The organism is Oceanomicrobium pacificus (assembly GCF_009833495.1).
GTDB lineage: Bacteria > Pseudomonadota > Alphaproteobacteria > Rhodobacterales > Rhodobacteraceae > Oceanomicrobium > Oceanomicrobium pacificus.
Genome location: NZ_WUWG01000001.1, coordinates 283,939 through 301,643, shown reverse-complemented (window position 1 = coordinate 301,643; position 17,705 = coordinate 283,939). Strand labels below are relative to the sequence as shown.

General features: G+C 64.7%; 18 protein-coding genes. 16 read left to right on the top strand and 2 right to left on the bottom strand.

Annotation, left to right across the window (positions count from 1 at the left end; all coding sequences use genetic code 11):
* The first annotated feature begins 278 nt into the window (after nt 1-278).
* The 10 genes from urtA to ureC all read left to right on the top strand — a co-directional run bounded on the left by urtA (nt 279) and on the right by ureC (nt 8,747).
* Nucleotides 279-1,559 (top strand): urea ABC transporter substrate-binding protein, encoded by a 1,281-nt coding sequence (gene urtA / locus GSH16_RS01565; RefSeq protein WP_160851211.1) that lies wholly within the window; start codon nt 279-281, stop codon nt 1,557-1,559.
* A 73-nt stretch (nt 1,560-1,632) separates the two neighbouring features.
* Nucleotides 1,633-3,243, top strand: a complete 1,611-nt coding sequence (urtB, locus tag GSH16_RS01560; RefSeq protein ID WP_160851209.1) for an urea ABC transporter permease subunit UrtB — start codon at nt 1,633-1,635, stop codon at nt 3,241-3,243.
* A 3-nt stretch (nt 3,244-3,246) separates the two neighbouring features.
* Entirely contained in the window at nt 3,247-4,371 is a 1,125-nt protein-coding gene (urtC, locus tag GSH16_RS01555; RefSeq protein ID WP_160851207.1) for an urea ABC transporter permease subunit UrtC, read from the top strand.
* A complete protein-coding gene (gene urtD, locus GSH16_RS01550; RefSeq protein WP_160851205.1) occupies nt 4,368-5,111 on the top strand; it encodes an urea ABC transporter ATP-binding protein UrtD in 744 nt (247 codons plus the stop codon). The genes urtC and urtD overlap by 4 nt, the downstream gene beginning before the upstream one ends.
* Nucleotide 5,112: 1 nt before the next feature.
* Nucleotides 5,113-5,808 carry an urea ABC transporter ATP-binding subunit UrtE gene (gene urtE, locus GSH16_RS01545; protein WP_160851203.1) on the top strand — a complete coding sequence of 232 codons (696 nt, stop codon included), beginning with the start codon at nt 5,113-5,115 and terminating at the stop codon, nt 5,806-5,808.
* 21 nt (nt 5,809-5,829) lie between these two features.
* Entirely contained in the window at nt 5,830-6,132 is a 303-nt protein-coding gene (locus GSH16_RS01540; protein WP_160851202.1) for an urease subunit gamma, read from the top strand.
* A 24-nt stretch (nt 6,133-6,156) separates the two neighbouring features.
* Complete coding sequence (locus GSH16_RS15750; RefSeq protein WP_205523935.1) at nt 6,157-6,315, top strand: hypothetical protein; 159 nt, start codon at nt 6,157-6,159, stop codon at nt 6,313-6,315.
* Nucleotides 6,312-6,617, top strand: coding sequence for an urease subunit beta (locus tag GSH16_RS01535; RefSeq protein WP_160851200.1), 306 nt, complete (start codon nt 6,312-6,314; stop codon nt 6,615-6,617). The genes GSH16_RS15750 and GSH16_RS01535 overlap by 4 nt, the downstream gene beginning before the upstream one ends.
* Complete coding sequence (locus GSH16_RS01530; protein WP_160851199.1) at nt 6,617-7,018, top strand: lysozyme inhibitor LprI family protein; 402 nt, start codon at nt 6,617-6,619, stop codon at nt 7,016-7,018. The genes GSH16_RS01535 and GSH16_RS01530 overlap by 1 nt, the downstream gene beginning before the upstream one ends.
* A gap of 16 nt (nt 7,019-7,034) precedes the next feature.
* The gene (ureC, locus tag GSH16_RS01525) at nt 7,035-8,747 is read left to right on the top strand and encodes an urease subunit alpha (RefSeq protein WP_160851197.1); all 1,713 of its coding nucleotides are present in this window, start codon (nt 7,035-7,037) and stop codon (nt 8,745-8,747) included.
* A 79-nt stretch (nt 8,748-8,826) separates the two neighbouring features.
* Here ureC and GSH16_RS01520 read toward each other — a convergent pair whose 3' ends face one another.
* Together GSH16_RS01520 and GSH16_RS01515 are read right to left on the bottom strand one after the other, a co-directional pair.
* Nucleotides 8,827-9,885, bottom strand: a complete 1,059-nt coding sequence (locus GSH16_RS01520) for an ABC transporter ATP-binding protein (protein WP_160851195.1) — start codon at nt 9,883-9,885, stop codon at nt 8,827-8,829.
* Between the two features lie 10 nt (nt 9,886-9,895).
* Nucleotides 9,896-10,696 (bottom strand): IclR family transcriptional regulator, encoded by an 801-nt coding sequence (locus tag GSH16_RS01515; protein WP_160851193.1) that lies wholly within the window; start codon nt 10,694-10,696, stop codon nt 9,896-9,898.
* Between the two features lie 130 nt (nt 10,697-10,826).
* Here GSH16_RS01515 and GSH16_RS01510 point away from each other — a divergent pair, with 130 nt between their 5' ends.
* The 6 genes from GSH16_RS01510 to GSH16_RS01485 all read left to right on the top strand — a co-directional run bounded on the left by GSH16_RS01510 (nt 10,827) and on the right by GSH16_RS01485 (nt 17,705).
* A complete protein-coding gene (locus GSH16_RS01510) occupies nt 10,827-12,065 on the top strand; it encodes an ABC transporter substrate-binding protein (protein WP_160851191.1) in 1,239 nt (412 codons plus the stop codon).
* A 116-nt stretch (nt 12,066-12,181) separates the two neighbouring features.
* Nucleotides 12,182-13,081, top strand: a complete 900-nt coding sequence (locus GSH16_RS01505) for a carbohydrate ABC transporter permease (protein ID WP_160851189.1) — start codon at nt 12,182-12,184, stop codon at nt 13,079-13,081.
* Nucleotide 13,082: 1 nt separating this feature from the next.
* Nucleotides 13,083-13,931: a carbohydrate ABC transporter permease gene (locus tag GSH16_RS01500; RefSeq protein ID WP_160851188.1), complete on the top strand. Its 849-nt coding sequence runs from the start codon at nt 13,083-13,085 to the stop codon at nt 13,929-13,931.
* A complete protein-coding gene (locus GSH16_RS01495; protein WP_160851186.1) occupies nt 13,928-16,015 on the top strand; it encodes an alpha-galactosidase in 2,088 nt (695 codons plus the stop codon). Before GSH16_RS01500 ends, GSH16_RS01495 begins: the two co-directional genes overlap by 4 nt.
* Nucleotides 16,012-16,788 carry an SDR family NAD(P)-dependent oxidoreductase gene (locus tag GSH16_RS01490; RefSeq protein WP_160851184.1) on the top strand — a complete coding sequence of 259 codons (777 nt, stop codon included), beginning with the start codon at nt 16,012-16,014 and terminating at the stop codon, nt 16,786-16,788. Before GSH16_RS01495 ends, GSH16_RS01490 begins: the two co-directional genes overlap by 4 nt.
* Nucleotides 16,785-17,705: a 2-dehydro-3-deoxygalactonokinase gene (locus GSH16_RS01485; protein ID WP_160851182.1), complete on the top strand. Its 921-nt coding sequence runs from the start codon at nt 16,785-16,787 to the stop codon at nt 17,703-17,705. The genes GSH16_RS01490 and GSH16_RS01485 overlap by 4 nt, the downstream gene beginning before the upstream one ends.

Below are 17,705 nucleotides of genomic sequence, written 5' to 3'. Positions count from 1 at the left end.
GGTTAAAAAATAGACAGACATGCCCTTCAAGTCGAAAAACAGGGCAAACCGTTTGACCCGAACAGGGGAATCCCAACACGATCCGGCTGCCAGATGGTCCGAGATGCCAAGGAAAGATGGGGATCGGTTCGGAAGGTGTGCGGCAGCGGGAGGCTTGGAAACGCCCGCCGCCACACGGGTTGCAACGCTAAGGTCGCACCTGAAACCTATGACGCCGCCCCGGCTTCGGCAAGGTGGCGGCCACAGATTTCAGCGACCGTTTGAACGGAGAATTCACAATGACGAAACTGTCGCTTCTGGCAGGTGCCGCGATGACCGCACTGGTCTCCGCCACCGCAGCGCAGGCCGAGGATACGATCAAGGTCGGCATCCTGCACTCCCTGTCCGGGACCATGGCCATTTCCGAGACCACCCTGAAAGACGCCATGCTGATGCTCATCGAGGAGCAGAACAAGAATGGCGGCCTGCTCGGCAAGCAGCTTGAAGCCGTGGTCGTCGATCCGGCCTCCGACTGGCCGCTCTTCGCCGAAAAGGCCCGCGAGCTTCTCGAAGTTCACGAAGTGGCCGCCGTCTTCGGCAACTGGACATCCGTGTCCCGCAAATCGGTCCTGCCGGTCTTCGAAGAGCTGAACGGCCTTCTGTTCTACCCCGTCCAGTACGAGGGCGAGGAATCGCAGCGCAACGTCTTCTACACCGGCGCCGCCCCGAACCAGCAGGCCATTCCGGCGGTCGACTATCTGCTGGAGAACGAAGGCGTGGAGCGCTGGGTTCTGGCCGGGACCGACTATGTCTACCCGCGCACGACCAACAAGATCCTCGAAGCCTATCTGAAATCGCTCGGCGTGGCCGAGGAAGACATCATGATCAACTACACGCCCTTCGGTCACTCCGACTGGCAGACGATCGTGTCCGACATCAAGGCTTTCGGCTCCGCCGGCAAGAAGACGGCCGTGGTGTCCACCATCAACGGCGACGCCAACGTGCCCTTCTACAAGGAACTGGGCAACCAGGGTGTCTCCGCCGAGGATATTCCGGTCGTTGCCTTCTCCGTGGGTGAGGAAGAACTGGCCGGTCTCGACACCGCGCCGCTCGTCGGCCATCTCGCGGCATGGAACTACTTCATGTCTGTCGACACCGAAGAGAATGACGAGTTCATCGAAGCATGGCACGGGTTCATCGGCGACGAAGACCGCGTGACCAACGACCCGATGGAAGCGCATTACATCGGCTTCAACATGTGGCTGAAAGCGGTCGAGAAGGCCGGCACCACCGACGCCGATGCGGTGATCGACTCGATCATCGGCGTGTCGGTTCCGAACCTGTCGGGCGGCTTCTCCGCCATGATGCCGAACCACCATATCACCAAGCCGGTGCTCGTCGGTGAAATCCAGGATGACGGCCAGTTCGACATCGTCTGGGAAACCACGGGCCTCGTCGCAGGTGATGCATGGTCCGACTATCTGCCGGACAGCGCGAACCTGATCGCCGACTGGCGCGCGCCCATGTCCTGCGGCAACTTCGATGTTGCCAAGGGTCAGTGCGGTGGCGTGAGCCAGTAATCCGCCGACAAGGCCCGGAACCCGATATTTGCCCCTCGGGTTCCGGGCCGCCTCTTTTCCGAAAGACCGGATCATGACCCGCCTGACCTCCCTATTCGCCCCGATCCTGATGCTTCTCGCGCTCGTGACCGCCCTGCCGGGCGCCGCCGCGACGCTGGAGGAGCTGATGCAACGCCTGCCGCAGGGCAGCTATGACGACCGCGCCGCGCTGGTCATGGAGATCGCCGCGACCGGCGACGAGCGCGCCGTGCCGCTTCTCGAGGCGCTGGGCGAGGGGGACCTGCAGGAACTGAAGTCCGACGGGACGCTGGTGCGCGTCGTGAAGGAGGGCAAGACCTACACCGCCTATGACCCGCTCACGGGCGAGTCGCTTGGCGAGATCGGCCGCCGGGACGGCAAGAAAGTTAAGGTAAACAACGGATTGCGGCGTGCGATCCGTTCCGCGCTGGGCATCATGACATTGCGTCATCCCGACCCGGCGAAGAGACTTGAGGCGGCAGAAGCCGCTTTCAAGAGCGGTGATCCGGACCAGTTAGAAGCACTGGACGCCGCATTGTTGGCCGAGTCCGACAGGGAAGTCGCCACGGTTCTGGGCGCGGCCCGGGCCGTGGCGATGCTGAACAGCGACGCGACCGAGGCGGATCAGTTCGAAGCCGTGACCACCATCGCAGCCATGGGCAATCAGGATGCCCTTGGGGTCCTGCTGCCGCTCGCCGCCGGCGAGGGGCCGGTGGCCGAAGCTGCCGCGGATGCGGTCGCGGATATCGAACGTTCCCAGAAGGTCTGGGGGCTGGCACAGAATGTCTGGTACGGCCTGTCGCTCGGGTCGGTTCTGATGCTGGCCGCGATCGGGCTGGCCATCACCTTCGGGGTGATGGGTGTCATCAACATGGCCCATGGCGAACTGATCATGGTCGGCGCCTACACCACATTCGTCGTGCAGGAATTCATCCGCAACACCATGCCCGAGATGTTCGGCTGGTCGCTCCTGATCGCGGCCCCGCTCGCCTTCCTGACGGCCGGCGCCGTCGGCGTGGCCATCGAACGCGGGATCGTGCGGCACCTTTACGGGCGGCCGCTTGAGACGCTTCTGGCCACCTGGGGCGTGAGCCTCATCCTGCAGCAGACGGTGCGCTCTATCTTCGGGCCGAACAACCGCGAGGTGGGCAATCCCGACTGGATGTCGGGGGCCTTCGAGCTGGGCCAGCTGACCATCACCTACAACCGGCTCTGGATCCTCGTCTTCTCTCTGATTGTCTTTGCCGGGCTGCTGGCGCTGTTGAAGCGCACGCCGATGGGGCTGCAGATGCGCGCCGTCACGCAGAACCGCGCCATGGCGGCCGATATGGGCATCCGCACCGGATGGGTGGACGCGATGACCTTCGGGCTTGGCGCCGGCATTGCCGGGCTGGCCGGGGTCGCGCTCAGCCAGATCGACAATGTGTCGCCCAATCTCGGCCAGAGCTACATCGTGGACAGTTTCATGGTCGTGGTCTTCGGCGGCGCGGGCAACCTCTGGGGCGCATTCGCGGGCGCTTTCACCCTCGGCGTGGCCAACAAGTTCCTTGAGCCGGTCGCGGGTGCGGTGCTGGCCAAGATCCTCGTGCTCGTCTTCATCATCCTGTTCATCCAGAAGCGGCCGCGGGGGCTTTTCGCCCTCAAGGGCCGCGCGGTGGAGGCCTGAGCCATGAGTTTGACCAAGCTGATCGACCGCCGGATGGGCATTTTCCTCGGCCTTCTGTTCCTTGTCACCGTCTGCGTGCCGCTTGGCAATTTGGTGATGTCGCCCGACAGCGCGCTGCATGTGCCGAGCTTTGCCGTCGCGCTGATGGGCAAATATCTCTGCTACGCGCTCCTCGCCGTCGCGCTCGACCTTGTCTGGGGCTATTGCGGGATCCTCTCGCTCGGCCACGGCGCCTTCTTCGCGCTGGGCGGCTATGCGATGGGCATGCATCTGATGCGCGAGATCGGCGACCGCGGCGTCTATGCCAACCCGGACCTGCCCGATTTCATGGTCTTCCTGAACTGGGACAGGCTGCCCTGGTTCTGGCACGGGTTCGACATGTTCTGGTTCGCCGCGATCATGGCGCTGGTCGTTCCGGGGCTTCTGGCCTTCGTCTTCGGCTGGTTCGCCTTCCGGTCGCGGGTTACAGGGGTCTACCTGTCGATCATCACGCAGGCCATGACCTATGCGCTGATGCTCGCCTTCTTTCGCAACGAGATGGGGTTCGGCGGCAATAACGGGCTGACCGACTTTAAGGATGTGCTGGGCTTCGACCTGCAATCCGATGCAACGCGGGTCGGGCTGTTCGTCTGCTCGGCTCTGGCGCTGGCGGGCGGGCTGCTCCTGTCGAAATGGATCACCGCGAGCAAGCTTGGCAAGGTGCTCGTCTCGATCCGCGATGCGGAGAGCCGGACGCGGTTTCTGGGCTACCGTGTGGAGGGCTACAAGCTTTTCGTCTTCGTGGTCTCTGCCATGCTGGCCGGGTTGGCCGGCGCGCTTTACACGCCGCAGGTCGGCATCATCAATCCCGGTGAATTCAGCCCGGCCAACTCGATCGAGATCGTGATCTGGGTGGCGCTGGGCGGGCGCGGCACGCTTGTGGGCGCGGCACTTGGCGCGATCATCGTCGCCCTGTCGAAGACACTCCTGACCGGCTGGATTCCCGAAATCTGGCTCTTCGCGCTGGGCGCCATGTTCATTCTGGTGACGCTCTACCTGCCCAAGGGCGTGCTCGGCTTCATCGAGGCGAGCCGCGACCGGCTTCGCCCGAAAGCCAAGGCAGCACCGGTGAAGGAGGCCGAGGCATGAGCGAGAAGACGCAGCTTTACCTCAACGGCGTCAGCCGGAGCTTTGACGGGTTCAAGGCGATCAACAACCTGTCGCTCATCATCGAGCGCGGCGAAATGCGCGCGGTCATCGGTCCCAATGGGGCTGGCAAGACCACGATGATGGACATCATCACCGGCAAGACCCGCCCCGATACAGGAGAGGTGATCTGGGGCGAGGATACCGACCTCACCAAGGTCGACGAGGCCGGGTCCGCGCGGCTCGGCATCGGGCGGAAGTTCCAGAAACCGACGGTCTTCGAGACCCATACGGTGGAGGACAATCTCCATCTGTCGCTGAAAGCCGACCGGTCGGTATTCGGCACGCTCTTCCACCGCACCACCGATGCGGAACGGGCCCGGGTCGATGAGTTGCTGGACCTCGTGCGGCTCACCGCGCAGCGCGACGATCTGGCGGGCGACCTCAGCCATGGCCAGAAACAGTGGCTGGAGATCGGGATGCTGCTTGCCCAGGATCCCGAACTGCTGCTCGTCGACGAACCGGCCGCGGGCATGACCGATGCCGAGACGATGCGCACGGCCGAGCTGTTGCGCGACATAGCCGGCAAACACTCGGTGGTCGTGGTCGAGCATGACATGGAATTCGTGCGCGCGCTCGGCTGCAAGGTCACCGTGCTGCATCAGGGCGCGGTTCTGGCCGACGGGTCGCTCGACCATGTGTCGGCCAATCCCGAAGTGATCGAAACCTATCTGGGGCGCTGAGATGCTCGACGTTCAATCCATCGACCTCTCCTATGGCGCGGCGCCGACCCTGAAGGGGATCAGCGTGGCCGCCCGTCCGGGCCGTGTGACCTGTGTGCTCGGGCGCAACGGCGTCGGCAAGACCTCGCTTCTGCGCGCGGTCGTCGGGCGCGAGCCGATCACCGCAGGCGCGATCATGTGGAACGGCGAGGATATATCCCGCCTGCGGCCCGACCAGCGCGCGGCGCGTGGCATTGCGTCTGTGCCGCAGGGGCGGGAGATATTTCCGCTCCTGACGGTGAAGGAAAATCTGGAGACCGGCTATGCCAACCTGCCGCGGTCCGAGCGCTATGTGCCGGGCGAGGTGTTCGAGCTGTTTCCCGTCCTGAAAGATATGCTGGCGCGGCGCGGCGGCGACCTGTCGGGCGGGCAGCAGCAGCAGCTGGCGATCGGCCGGGCGCTGGTGACGCGGCCGAAACTTCTGGTGCTCGACGAGCCGACCGAAGGCATCCAGCCGTCGATCATCAAGGATATCGGTCGCGCGATCACCTATTTGCGCGGACGCGGCGACATGGCGATCGTGCTGGTGGAGCAATATTTCGAGTTCGCCCGCGACCTGGCCGACGATTATTGTGTGATGGACCGCGGAGAGATCGTATTGTCCGGCACAAGAGACACGATGGTCGAGGACGACGTGCGCCGCTGGCTCACCGTCTGAGCAGGGAAGGAGAGGACAGGCATGAACCTGACCCCACGCGAGAAAGACAAGTTGCTGGTGTCGCTGGCCGCCATGGTGGCGCGGGGCCGGCTGGCGCGCGGCGTGAAGCTCAACCACCCCGAGGCCATCGCGCTCATCACCGATTTTGTCGTCGAGGGCGCGCGTGACGGCCGCTCGGTCGCCGACCTGATGGAAGCGGGCGCCCATGTGGTCACCCGCGACCAGTGCATGGACGGGATCGCAGAGATGATCCACGACGTGCAGGTCGAGGCGACATTTCCCGACGGCACCAAGCTCGTCACCGTCCACCACCCGATCCGCTGACCCAGACCCACCGGAGGTTCATCCATGAAAACGCTTGTTCCGCTCGCCGCCCTGTCGCCCAGCATCGCCTTCGCCCATGAGGGCGCGCATCTGCACCCGCACGGGATCGACGCAGGTTGGGCGCTCCTGTCGGTGGCGCTCCTCGGCGGGGTCGTGGTCGCGGTTGCACGGGCGCGGAAATGATCCCCGGCGAACTCCTGCCGGCGGCTGGCGAGATCGAGCTGAATGCCGGCGCGGAGCCGGTGACGCTGACCGTCAGCAACACCGGCGACCGTCCGGTGCAGGTGGGCAGCCACTACCATTTTGCCGAGGCCAACAGCGGGCTCGATTTCGACCGCGACCGCGCGCGCGGGCTCCGGCTCGACATTGCCGCGGGGACCGCCGTGCGCTTCGAGCCGGGCCAGACGCGCGAGGTCACGCTGGTGCCGCTTTCGGGCAAGCGCCGTGTCTACGGGTTCAATCAGGCCGTGATGGGTGATCTCTGATGCGCCGCGCCGCCGCGTCCCTGCTCGTGGCGCTCGCCGCCTTGCCCGTTGCGGCGCAGGAGGCGGATGTCGACTGCAACAACCAGCTGACCACGTTTGACATGCGGGTCTGCGCCGACCGCGCCTACAAGGCCGCCGACGAGGATCTGAATGTCGACTACAGGCGGGCAATGGAGTGGATGACGTCGCTCGATGCCGACCTGCCGGATGACCAGCGCGGCGGTGCCGAGGCCCTGCGCGACGCGCAACGGGCATGGATCGATTTTCGCGACAAGGCCTGCCTTGCGCAGGGCTTCACCTATCGTGGCGGCACGCTGGAGCCCGTCATCATTCTTTATTGTCTGGAAGACCTGACCCGCCAGCGCAGCGAGCAGCTGCGCATCATCTGGGAAGAAAACTGAGCCCCGAGAGGTCCCGATGCCCACCAAGATTTCCCGCGCCGCCTATGCCGACATGTACGGCCCGACCACCGGAGACCGGTTGCGGCTGGCCGATACCGACCTGATCATCGAGGTCGAGCGCGACCTGACGACCTATGGCGAGGAAGTGAAATTCGGCGGCGGCAAGGTGATCCGCGACGGGATGGGGCAGGCCCAGACGACCCGCGCCGAAGGCGCCGTGGATACCGTCATCACCAATGCGCTGATCGTCGATCATACCGGCATCTACAAGGCCGATGTGGGTTTGCGGGACGGGCGCATCCACAAGATCGGCAAGGCGGGCAATCCCGACACGCAGCCGGGCGTCGATATCGTCATCGGACCTGGCACCGAGGCCATTGCGGGCGAGGGCCGGATCCTGACCGCGGGCGGGTTCGACAGCCATATCCACTATATCTGCCCCCAGCAGATCGAGGATGCGCTCCATTCGGGCCTGACGACGATGCTTGGCGGCGGCACCGGCCCGGCGCACGGCACGCTGGCGACCACCTGCACGCCCGGCCCGTGGCATATCGGCCGGATGCTGCAATCGGCGGACGCATTCCCGATGAACCTCGCCTTTGCGGGCAAGGGCAATGCCTCTTTGCCCGCCGCGCTCGAAGAGCAGGTGGCAGGCGGCGCCTGCGCGCTGAAGCTGCACGAGGATTGGGGCACCACGCCGGGCGCCATCGACTGCTGCCTGTCGGTGGCGGATGCGATGGACGTGCAGGTGATGATCCATACCGACACGCTGAACGAGAGCGGGTTCGTGGAGAACACGATCGCCGCCATGAAGGGCCGGACGATCCACGCCTTCCATACCGAAGGCGCGGGCGGCGGCCATGCGCCCGATATCATCCGCGTCTGCGGAGAGGATCACGTGCTGCCCTCCTCGACCAACCCGACGCGGCCCTACACGGTCAACACGCTCGAGGAACATCTCGACATGCTGATGGTCTGCCACCATCTCGACAAGTCGATCCCCGAAGATGTGGCCTTTGCCGAGAGCCGCATCCGCAAGGAAACCATCGCGGCGGAGGATATCCTTCACGATATGGGGGCCTTCTCGATCATCGCCTCCGACAGCCAGGCCATGGGCCGTGTGGGCGAGGTGCTGATCCGGACATGGCAGACCGCCGACAAGATGAAAAAGCAGCGCGGCCGCCTGGCCGAGGAAACGGGCGACAATGACAATTTCCGGGTGCGCCGCTATATCGCAAAATACACGATCAACCCCGCCATCGCGCATGGCCTGTCGGCCCATATCGGGTCGATCGAGGAGGGCAAGCGCGCTGATCTGGTGCTCTGGTCACCGGCCTTCTTCGGTGTGAAACCCGAAATGGTGCTGATCGGCGGCAGCATTGCCTGCGCGCAGATGGGCGACCCGAATGCCTCCATCCCGACGCCGCAGCCGGTCTATAGCCGTCCGATGTTCGGCGCGTTCGGCCGTGCGGTCGAGCAGAGCGCGGTGACCTTCGTTTCCGGAGCCGCGCAGGATGCGGATATCGGCGCGCGTCTCGGCCTCGCCAAGCGGACGCTTGCAGTCGAGAACACGCGCGGTGGGATCGGCAAGCGCTCGATGAAGCTCAACGACGCGACGCCCGAGATCGAGGTCGATCCCGAAAGCTACGAGGTCCGGGCGAACGGTGAATTGCTGACCTGCGAACCGGCCAGCGAACTGCCGATGGCGCAACGCTATTTCATGTTCTGATCGACCGGTCACTTGAACGGTAATGGCCCGGGACGGAGATGCCGTCCCGGGCCTTTTCATGTCGCGCGTAGCGCTTTCGTCAGCGCAGGCGTTTCTGCGACGTGGCGTCGAACAGGAACACATTTGCCGGGTCGACCGACAGCGATGTTTTCATGTCATGTTTCAGGCCGCGCGCTTCCTTGCCTTCGACGATGAGCCGCTTGCCGCGCGCATCGTTGAGATAGAGGTAGGACACCCCGCCCAGATGCTCGATCAGATCGACCGTCAGGTCGCTGCCTTCAGCCAGCATGAAATGCTCGGGCCGGATGCCGACGGTCACGGCGCTGCCTTCGGCGGGCAGCTGGGCCGCAACGGGGATCACCGCATTGCCGAGCGCCTCGACCGCGACGCCGCCGGCCGTCACGGTGCCGTCGAGGAAATTCATCGCCGGCGAACCGATGAAACCCGCGACGAACTGGTTGTCGGGATCGTCGTAAAGGTCGAGCGGGGCGCCCACCTGTTCGACCACGCCTGCGCGCAGCACGACGATCTTGTCGGCCAGCGTCATGGCCTCCACCTGATCGTGGGTCACGTAGATCATGGTGGCGCCGATTTCCTGATGCAGGCGCGCGATCTCGACCCGCATCTCGACACGCAATTCGGCATCGAGGTTCGAGAGCGGCTCGTCGAAGAGGAACACTTTCGGCCCGCGCACGATGGCGCGGCCGATGGCGACGCGCTGGCGCTGGCCGCCGGACAGGGCTTTCGGCTTGCGGTCGAGATAGGGTTCCAGCTTCAGGATCTCGGCCGCGGTGCGGACCTTCTCCTCGATCTCGGCCTTGGGCACCTTGTTCATCTTCAGCCCGAAGCCCATGTTTTCCGCCACCGTCATGTGCGGGTAGAGCGCATAGGTCTGGAAGACCATGGCAACGCCGCGTTCGGCCGCGTCCACACGGGTGACGTCGGTGCCCTCGATGACGATATTGCCCGACGTGGTTTCCTCCAGCCCCGCGATCATCCGCAGGAGCGTGGACTTGCCGCAGCCCGAAGGGCCAACAAAGACGCAGAACTCGCCCTCGTCGATTTGCAGGTCGACCCCGTGGATGACCTGCGTATCGCCGTATTTCTTGATCACATTGCTTAGGGTGACTCCGGTCATTCCGGTCTCCTCAGGCTGAAACTGTTCTTGATTCGGTGGGCGAGACCCAAGGGTCCGCGTCGCGTGCGATGGCGGTGGCACAGGCTTTCAGGTCGGGGGCAAGCGCCTCCAGATCGTCGAGCGAATGCCGCAGCGTGGTGGTGGTGACCGAAAGCGCGCCGAGCGGGCGCAGCCCCTGGCCCAGGATCGGCACGGCCACGCAGATGATCTGCGGCTCATGCTCCTCGCGGTCGAAGGAAATGCCGGTCTGCCGGATCTCGGCCAGTTCAGCCTCCAGCGCCTCGGGCGTGGTCAGCGTATGTTCGGTGTGCCGGTAATAGCTCTGCTTGGCGAGGGCGACGGTGCGTTCGCTGTCGGGCAGGAAGGCCAGCATCGCCTTGCCGACGCCGGTGCAATAGCCCGGACCGATCTTGCCCGCATCCGAATACATCGGGATCGGGCGCGTGGCGTTGCGCTTGTCGATGTAGAGAACCTGCCCGTCATCGAGCTGTGCCAGATGCACGGTTTCGCCGAGCCGCAGCGACAGGGCGTCGATATGCGGACGGGCGAGCGGGCCGAGGGAGCCGGCCTGCCAGGCCGCATGGGCGAGCCGGATCAGCCGGCCGCCAAGCGTGTAATAGCCGCTTTCGGCATCGAAGCTCAGCATGTTCTGATTCGTGAGCGTTTGCAGGAGCCGGTAGAGCGTGGCCTTGGGATAGGCCCCGTCCGCGAGCAGTTCCTTGAACCGGACCGGACGGCCATAGGCCGCGACGGCATCCAGCACTTCAAGCGCTTTGCCGACCGTCCCGTCGCTATGTCCTGACTTGGTCATTGTCCTCCCGGTGCCGGAATTTCGATCCGGCTTATCCTGTCTCTTGACAGGTGTAACCGTAGTCGACATAGTTTTCAATAATCAAAACCTAGTTTCATTATTTGGAACTATCTAGCTTCGGGAGGTATACATGCTAGATCTTTTGAAACCGTCCATGCTGCTGGCAGCAGGGACCATGTTGGCGACTGGCGCTTTCGCGGACACGCGTGAGCTCGTCATCAACTCCAACCTGTCGGATCCCGCGCCCAAGCAGGCGCTGGCCGATGTGGTGGCCGACTTCGAAGCGGCCAACCCGGACGTGGACGTGACCGTCAACACGTTCGACCATGAGGGCTACAAGACCTCGATCCGCAACTTCCTGAGCGCCGATGCGCCGGATCTGGCGCTCTGGTTCGCCGGTAACCGCATGCTGCCCTATGTCGAAGCAGGTCTCTTCGAGCCGGTGGATGATGTCTGGGAAGAAAACGGCCTGAACGATTCGCTGAAATCGGCAGCCTCGGCCATGACCATCGACGGCAAGAAATGGGGCGTGCCCTATACCTACTACCAGTGGGGCGTCTACTACCGCAAAGACCTGTTCGAACAGGCCGGTGCCGAAGTGCCGACCACCTGGGACGAGTTCCTTGCCGCGGGTGAAGCGCTGAAAGCGGCCGGCATCACACCGATCACCATCGGCACCAAGTATCTGTGGACCGCTGCGGGCGTCTTCGACTACCTGAACCTGCGCACCAACGGCTACGAGTTCCACATGGACCTGACCGCCGGCAAGGTGGAATGGACCGACGATCGTGTCCGCGCGACGATGGAAAACTTCAAGCAGCTGGTCGAGGCCGGTTTCTTCCTGGAGAACCACGCCGCCTATTCCTGGCAGGAAGCGCTCGCGCCGATGGTGCAGGGTGAAGCGGCCATGTATGTGATGGGCAACTTCGCCGTCGCGCCGCTGAAAGAAGCGGGTCTGACCGACGACAATCTCGGCTTCTTCCAGTTCCCCGCGATCACCGAAGGTGTGCCGCTCGCCGAAGATGCGCCGACCGACACGATCCACATCGCGGCCAACGCGAAGAACAAGGACGACGCCAAGGCGTTCCTGGCCTTCATCGCCTCTGCCGACCAGCAGACCAAGATGAACGCCACGCTCGGCCAGCTGCCGGTCAACAGCGGCGCATCGGTGAATGAAGAGGATCCGTTCCTCGTCGCCGGGTTCGAAATGCTGTCGAACGCCCATGGTCTGGCACAGTTCTTCGACCGTGACGCGCCGGCCGAAATGGCCAAGGCGGGCATGGAAGGGTTCCAGGAGTTCATGGTCAAGCCCGAGCGGCTCGACGCGATCCTCGAGCGCCTCGAGAAAGTGCGCCAGAAGGTCTATTGATCTTCGCCTGACAAACGGACGGGTCAGGGCCAAATCGACCCGTCGCCTTTCCCTTCCCCGGCCAACTCCGGGGGAGGGATTTTCCACCCGACACAGTATCCCAATCGGAGCGCGACATGTCTTCGCTTGCCGCCTATTGGAAAGCCAACCAGCTGCGCCTGACGCCGTGGCTTTTCCTCGCCCCGGGCATGTTCATGTTCGCGGTCTATGTCATCATCCCGATCTTCCAGTCCTTCTCGATCTCCCTTTACGACTGGGACGGTCTGGGGGCCCGGACATTCATCGGTTTCGACAATTATGTCGAGCTGACGGACGATGAAGCCTTCTATACCTCGTTGAAAAACAACGTGATCTGGCTTCTTCTCTACCTGCTTGCCATCCCCGCCGGTCTGTTCGTGGCGCTGTTTCTGAACCAGACCGTGACCGGTATCCGGCTCTACAAGTCGCTCTTCTTCTTCCCCTTCGTCATCAGCCAGGTGGTTGTCGGCCTTGTCTTTGCATGGTTCTACGACCCGAGCTACGGGCTGATGAACGTGGTGCTCGGGCTCTTCGGGGTGGAGCCCATCGCGGTGCTCGCCGACGAGCGGTTCGTGACCTACGGGATCATCGCCGCCGGCCTCTGGCCGCAGACCGCCTATTGCATGATCCTCTACCTGACCGGCCTGAACGCCGTGGACCCCGAGCAGATCGAAGCCGGGCGGCTCGACAATGCCAAGGGCTGGCGGATGCTCTGGTATGTGATCCTGCCGCAGCTGAAGCCCGCCACCTTCATCGCCATCGTGGTGACGGTGATCGGCGCGCTGCGTTCTTTCGACCTTATCTCCATCATGACCGATGGCGGGCCCTACGGCACCTCGCGCGTGCTGGCCTTCTACATGTACGAGCAGGCCTTCTCCGAATACGGGTTCCGCATGGGCTACGGTGCGGCGATCGCGGTGGTTCTCTTCCTCATCATGATGATCTACATCGCCTATTTCCTTCGCCGGATGTGGCGCGAAGAAACGGAGGGGCTCTGATATGTTCCCGACCCCGATCGAACGCACCTCTCCGGGTGTCCGCATCGTCTACAAGATCGCCCTGCCGATCGCGCTCATCCTGTGGCTTCTGCCGCTGATCGCGGTCGCCGTCACGTCGATCCGCTCGGCGGGCGATATCACGGCGGGCAACTACTGGGGCTGGCCGACGAGCTTCAACCTGCTGGAAAACTACACGGCGGTCTTCACCAAGTCGCCCATTGGCCAGTACATTCTGAACAGTTTCAAGGTGACGATCCCGACCGTGATCTTCACGCTGGTGCTGAGCTGCATGACCGGCTTCGCGCTGGGCATCTACCGGTTCCGCTCGAACCTGATCATCTTCTTCATCTTCGTGGCGGGAAATTTCATTCCCTTCCAGATCCTGATGGTGCCGGTGCGTGACCTGTCGATCAATCTGGGCGTCTATAACACGTCCTGGGCGCTGATCCTGTTCCACACCGCCTTCCAGACCGGCTTCTGCACGCTCTTCATGCGCAACTTCATCCGGGCCTTGCCCTATGAGCTGATCGAAGCCGCGCGGGTCGAGGGCGTGTCGGAAATCCGGATCTTCTGGTATGTGGTGCTGCCGCTGATGCGGCCGGCCATTGCTGCGCTGGCGGTGCTGATCTTCACCTTCATCTGGAACGACTATTTCTGGGCCACGGTCCTGACCCAGAGCGCCGAGACGCAGCCGGTGACGGCGGGGCTCTACTCGCTCAACGGCCAGTGGGTCGCGGCATGGCACCTCGTGTCGGCGGGCTCGATCATTGCCGCGCTGCCGCCGGTGCTGATGTTCTTCCTGATGCAGAAACACTTCATCGCCGGCCTGACGCTCGGAGCCGTGAAGTGACGCAAAGCTGGCGCCTCGACACACGATCCCAGACCCTTCTGCTCGGTGCCGATGCCGGACAGATGGCGCGGGTCGTCTATTGGGGCGCCCGTTTGCCGGGTGATGAGGACGCGGCCGCGCTGGCCGCGGCAGGGCGGCGGGATGTCACGGGCGGCATGCTCGACACGGTCGCGCCGCTCGACCTCTGCCCCTTGCCCGCGACAGGGTTCCAGGGCCAGCCGGGTCTTGTCCTGCGCGATGCCGTCGGGGTGCTGCTGGCGCCCGAATTCAGCTTCGAGCGCGCAGAGGAAGAGGGCGGATCGCTAGCGCTCATCCATCGCGATACGGCGCGCGGGCTGACATACACCGCGCGGTTCAGCCTGCCCGAAGGCACGGATGTGATCGTCGCGGAGGCGCTCCTGTCGGCTGATGACGCGCTGCGCGTCGACTGGCTGGCGGCACCTGTGATGCCGGGGCCGGAGGATGGCGGCGAGATCCGGGACTATACCGGGCGCTGGTGCGGCGAATTCCAGCCGGTGCAGACGCCGTGGCAACCGGGGATCCGGATGCGCGAAAGCCTGTCGGGTCGCACGGGCCATGAAACGCCGCCTTTCGCGATCCTGTCGACACCCGGCACGACCAACAGCCGGGGCCTGGCCTTCGGGCTCGCCTATGGCTGGTCGGGCGGCCACCGGATGATCGCCGAGGAACTGAGCGACGGCCGCCGGCAGGTCCAGATGGGCCATGCCGGTCGCGCGCACTTGCCTGCGGCGCGGACATTCGCCAGCGCACCGCTGGTGCTGGCGGCCTCGGGCGATGGCCTGAACGGCGTCGGTGCGGCGCTCGTCGGCCATGTCCGGCACAATCTGCTCGATTTCCCGGAGGCCGCCTTGCCGCGCCCCGTGCACTACAACTGCTGGGAGGCGGTCTATTTCGACCATGATCTCGACCGGCTGAAACAGATCGCGAGCCGCGCCGCGTCCCTCGGGGCAGAGCGGTTCGTCCTTGATGACGGCTGGTTCGGTCGGCGCGATGATGATCGGTCGAGCCTGGGCGACTGGCGCGTCGACCCGCGCAAATATCCCGACGGGCTGGCGGCGCTCGTCGACCATGTCCGGTCGGAGGGCATGGGCTTCGGTATCTGGTTCGAACCGGAAATGGTCAATCCCGACAGCGATCTGTTCCGTGCCCATCCCGATTGGGCGCTCGGACCGGCCGACCAGCCGCTGGGGCGGCACCAGATGGTGCTCGACATGTCGCGGCAAGACGTGCGCGACCACCTGTTCGACGCGCTCTCCGCGATCCTGTCCGGTGCCGAGATCTCTTACGTGAAATGGGACCATAACCGCGTGCTGCCGGTGGCCGATCCGGCGCAGGCGGCAGGCACCTACGCGCTGCTGGAGCGGCTTCGTGCAGCCCATCCGGGTGTCGAGTTCGAAAGCTGTGCCTCGGGCGGCGGCCGGATCGACTATGGTATTCTGGAACGCTGCACCCGCGTCTGGCTGTCGGACAGCAATGACGCGCTGGAACGGTTGCGCATCCAGCATGAGGCCGCGCTCTTCCTGCCGATGGAAGTGACGGGCAGCCATGTCGGACCGCGGGTGTGCCACACGTCGGGCCGGATCCTGCCGATGGCCTTCCGCGCCTGGGTTGCCGCGAGCCGCCACATGGGGTTCGAGATGGACCCGATGGAACTGACGGATGACGAGGCCGAAACGCTGCGCGCGGTCACAAGCTGGTGGAAGGCGAACCGCGACTGGATGTGCCGCGCCACCATCCACCGGCTCGACAGCATGGACCCGCAGGTGATCGCCGAGGCGCAGGTTGCCGAACGCGCGGACCGGTTCGTGGCCTTTGTGGGTCAGACCGGCGCGTCGGCTCAGGTTCTGCCACGGCCTGTGCGGCTGGCCGGGCTCGATCCCGCGCGCCGCTACGAGGTCCGCCTGCGCAATCCGCACGACCGTGCGCCCGTGTCGCGCGGCGCAGTCGCGCTCGATGATGGTCCGCTCACTCTCAGCGGCGCGGCACTGATGGCCCACGGGGTCCAGTTGCCGGTCGCATTCCCCGCCACACTGTTCGTCCTTGAAGGAAAGGCCCTGCCATGACCGCCACGCCCTATGCCACGTTTCACGATCTGAAAGATGCGAGCGTCTTCATCACCGGCGGCGGCTCCGGCATCGGGGCGGCGCTGACCGAGGGGTTCCTCGCGCAAGGTGCGCAGGTCGCCTTCGTCCAGCGCTCCGATGCAAGCGGGTTCGTCGCCGAGATGGAGGAAAAGCACGGGCGCGCGCCGCTCTTCATCCCGTGCGACATCACCGATCTGGGGGCGCTGAAATCCGCGATGGAACAGGCCGCCGCCGCCCACGGTCCAGTCACTGTTCTGGTCAACAATGCCGCCAATGACAGCCGTCACGGCCTGCAGGATTACGACGAGGAGGCCTGGAACCGCTCGCTCAACATCAACCTGCGACCGCATTTCTTCACGGCACAGCAGGCGGCACCCGGCATGAAGGCCGCGGGCGGCGGTGCGATCATCAATTTCTCCTCCGTGTCCTACATGATGGGCAATGCGGGCTATCCGGCCTATGTGACCGCGAAGGCGGGCATCACCGGCCTGACCCGCGGTCTGGCGCGCGAACTCGGGCCCGACAATATTCGCGTCAATGCGCTGATGCCCGGCTGGGTGCTGACCCAGCGCCAGATGGACCTCTGGGCCACGCCCGAGGGATTGAAGGCGCATCTTGAACAGCAGTGCCTGCCCGAGCATCTGGTCGAGCAGGATATCATCGACGGGACCCTGTTCCTGGCGTCCAAGACCTCCCGGATGATGACCGGTCAGGCGCTGGTAATCGACGGCGGCGTGGTGGTTACGGGATGAGCGATCTGGCCGACAGATGCCGCTGGATCGGCGTGGACTGGGGCACGTCGAACCTCAGGATCTGGGCCATGGACGCGGCCGGGCAGATGCTCGGCGAGCGGCGTTCCGACAAGGGGATGGGCACGCTGACGCGGGCGGAATTCGAGCCGGCATTCCTTGACCTCGCGGGCGACTTGCTGCCCGAGGGGCGGGTCACGCCGGTCTGGGTCTGCGGCATGGCGGGCGCGCGCACCGGTTGGGCGGAGGCCGGTTACCGGCCCGTGTCGACCCGCGCGCTGCCCGATGCCGCGCCGATCCCGCTCGATGGGACCGACAGCCGCATCCGGGTGCGTATCCTGCCCGGCATCAGTCAGGACAACCCGCCCGACGTGATGCGGGGGGAGGAAACCCAGATTGCTGGCTATCTGGCCGGTGCGCCGGAATTTACCGGCGTGATCTGCCTGCCCGGCACCCATTCCAAATGGGTGCAGATCGAGGGTGGCGACGTGTTCCATTTCGCCAGTTTCATGACCGGCGAGATCTACGACCTTCTGGCCCACAAATCCGTTCTGCGCCTGACGCTGGACGATATGGACTGGTCCGACGAAGCATTTCGCTCGGGCATCGACGATGCGCTGGCGCGGCCCGAACGCGTGTCGGGCTACCTGTTCGCCATGCGCGCGGGCGCGCTCCTGAACGGCGCGTCGCCCGATGTCGGCCCCGCGCGGCTTTCCGGCCTGCTCATCGGGGCGGAGCTTGCGGCTGCGCGGCCCTACTGGCTGGGGCAGGAGGTCGTGCTCATCGGTGCCGGACGGCTGGCGGAGATTTATCGCGCCGCACTGGGCCATGCCGGGCTCGATGCCCGCATCGCCGACGGCGCGGAGATGGCGCTGGCCGGGCTACGGGCCGCGGCCGACGCGTTCGACAAGGGAGACTGA

Bases quoted from the DNA above. Each gene is read 5' to 3' on its own strand.
- urtA (WP_160851211.1), top strand. From the start codon at position 279: ATGACGAAACTGTCGCTTCTGGCAGGTGCCGCGATGACCGCACTGGTC.
- urtB (WP_160851209.1), top strand. From the start codon at position 1,633: ATGACCCGCCTGACCTCCCTATTCGCCCCGATCCTGATGCTTCTCGCG.
- urtC (WP_160851207.1), top strand. From the start codon at position 3,247: ATGAGTTTGACCAAGCTGATCGACCGCCGGATGGGCATTTTCCTCGGC.
- urtD (WP_160851205.1), top strand. From the start codon at position 4,368: ATGAGCGAGAAGACGCAGCTTTACCTCAACGGCGTCAGCCGGAGCTTT.
- urtE (WP_160851203.1), top strand. From the start codon at position 5,113: ATGCTCGACGTTCAATCCATCGACCTCTCCTATGGCGCGGCGCCGACC.
- GSH16_RS01540 (WP_160851202.1), top strand. From the start codon at position 5,830: ATGAACCTGACCCCACGCGAGAAAGACAAGTTGCTGGTGTCGCTGGCC.
- GSH16_RS15750 (WP_205523935.1), top strand. From the start codon at position 6,157: ATGAAAACGCTTGTTCCGCTCGCCGCCCTGTCGCCCAGCATCGCCTTC.
- GSH16_RS01535 (WP_160851200.1), top strand. From the start codon at position 6,312: ATGATCCCCGGCGAACTCCTGCCGGCGGCTGGCGAGATCGAGCTGAAT.
- GSH16_RS01530 (WP_160851199.1), top strand. From the start codon at position 6,617: ATGCGCCGCGCCGCCGCGTCCCTGCTCGTGGCGCTCGCCGCCTTGCCC.
- ureC (WP_160851197.1), top strand. From the start codon at position 7,035: ATGCCCACCAAGATTTCCCGCGCCGCCTATGCCGACATGTACGGCCCG.
- GSH16_RS01520 (WP_160851195.1), bottom strand. From the start codon at position 9,885: ATGACCGGAGTCACCCTAAGCAATGTGATCAAGAAATACGGCGATACG.
- GSH16_RS01515 (WP_160851193.1), bottom strand. From the start codon at position 10,696: ATGACCAAGTCAGGACATAGCGACGGGACGGTCGGCAAAGCGCTTGAA.
- GSH16_RS01510 (WP_160851191.1), top strand. From the start codon at position 10,827: ATGCTAGATCTTTTGAAACCGTCCATGCTGCTGGCAGCAGGGACCATG.
- GSH16_RS01505 (WP_160851189.1), top strand. From the start codon at position 12,182: ATGTCTTCGCTTGCCGCCTATTGGAAAGCCAACCAGCTGCGCCTGACG.
- GSH16_RS01500 (WP_160851188.1), top strand. From the start codon at position 13,083: ATGTTCCCGACCCCGATCGAACGCACCTCTCCGGGTGTCCGCATCGTC.
- GSH16_RS01490 (WP_160851184.1), top strand. From the start codon at position 16,012: ATGACCGCCACGCCCTATGCCACGTTTCACGATCTGAAAGATGCGAGC.
- GSH16_RS01485 (WP_160851182.1), top strand. From the start codon at position 16,785: ATGAGCGATCTGGCCGACAGATGCCGCTGGATCGGCGTGGACTGGGGC.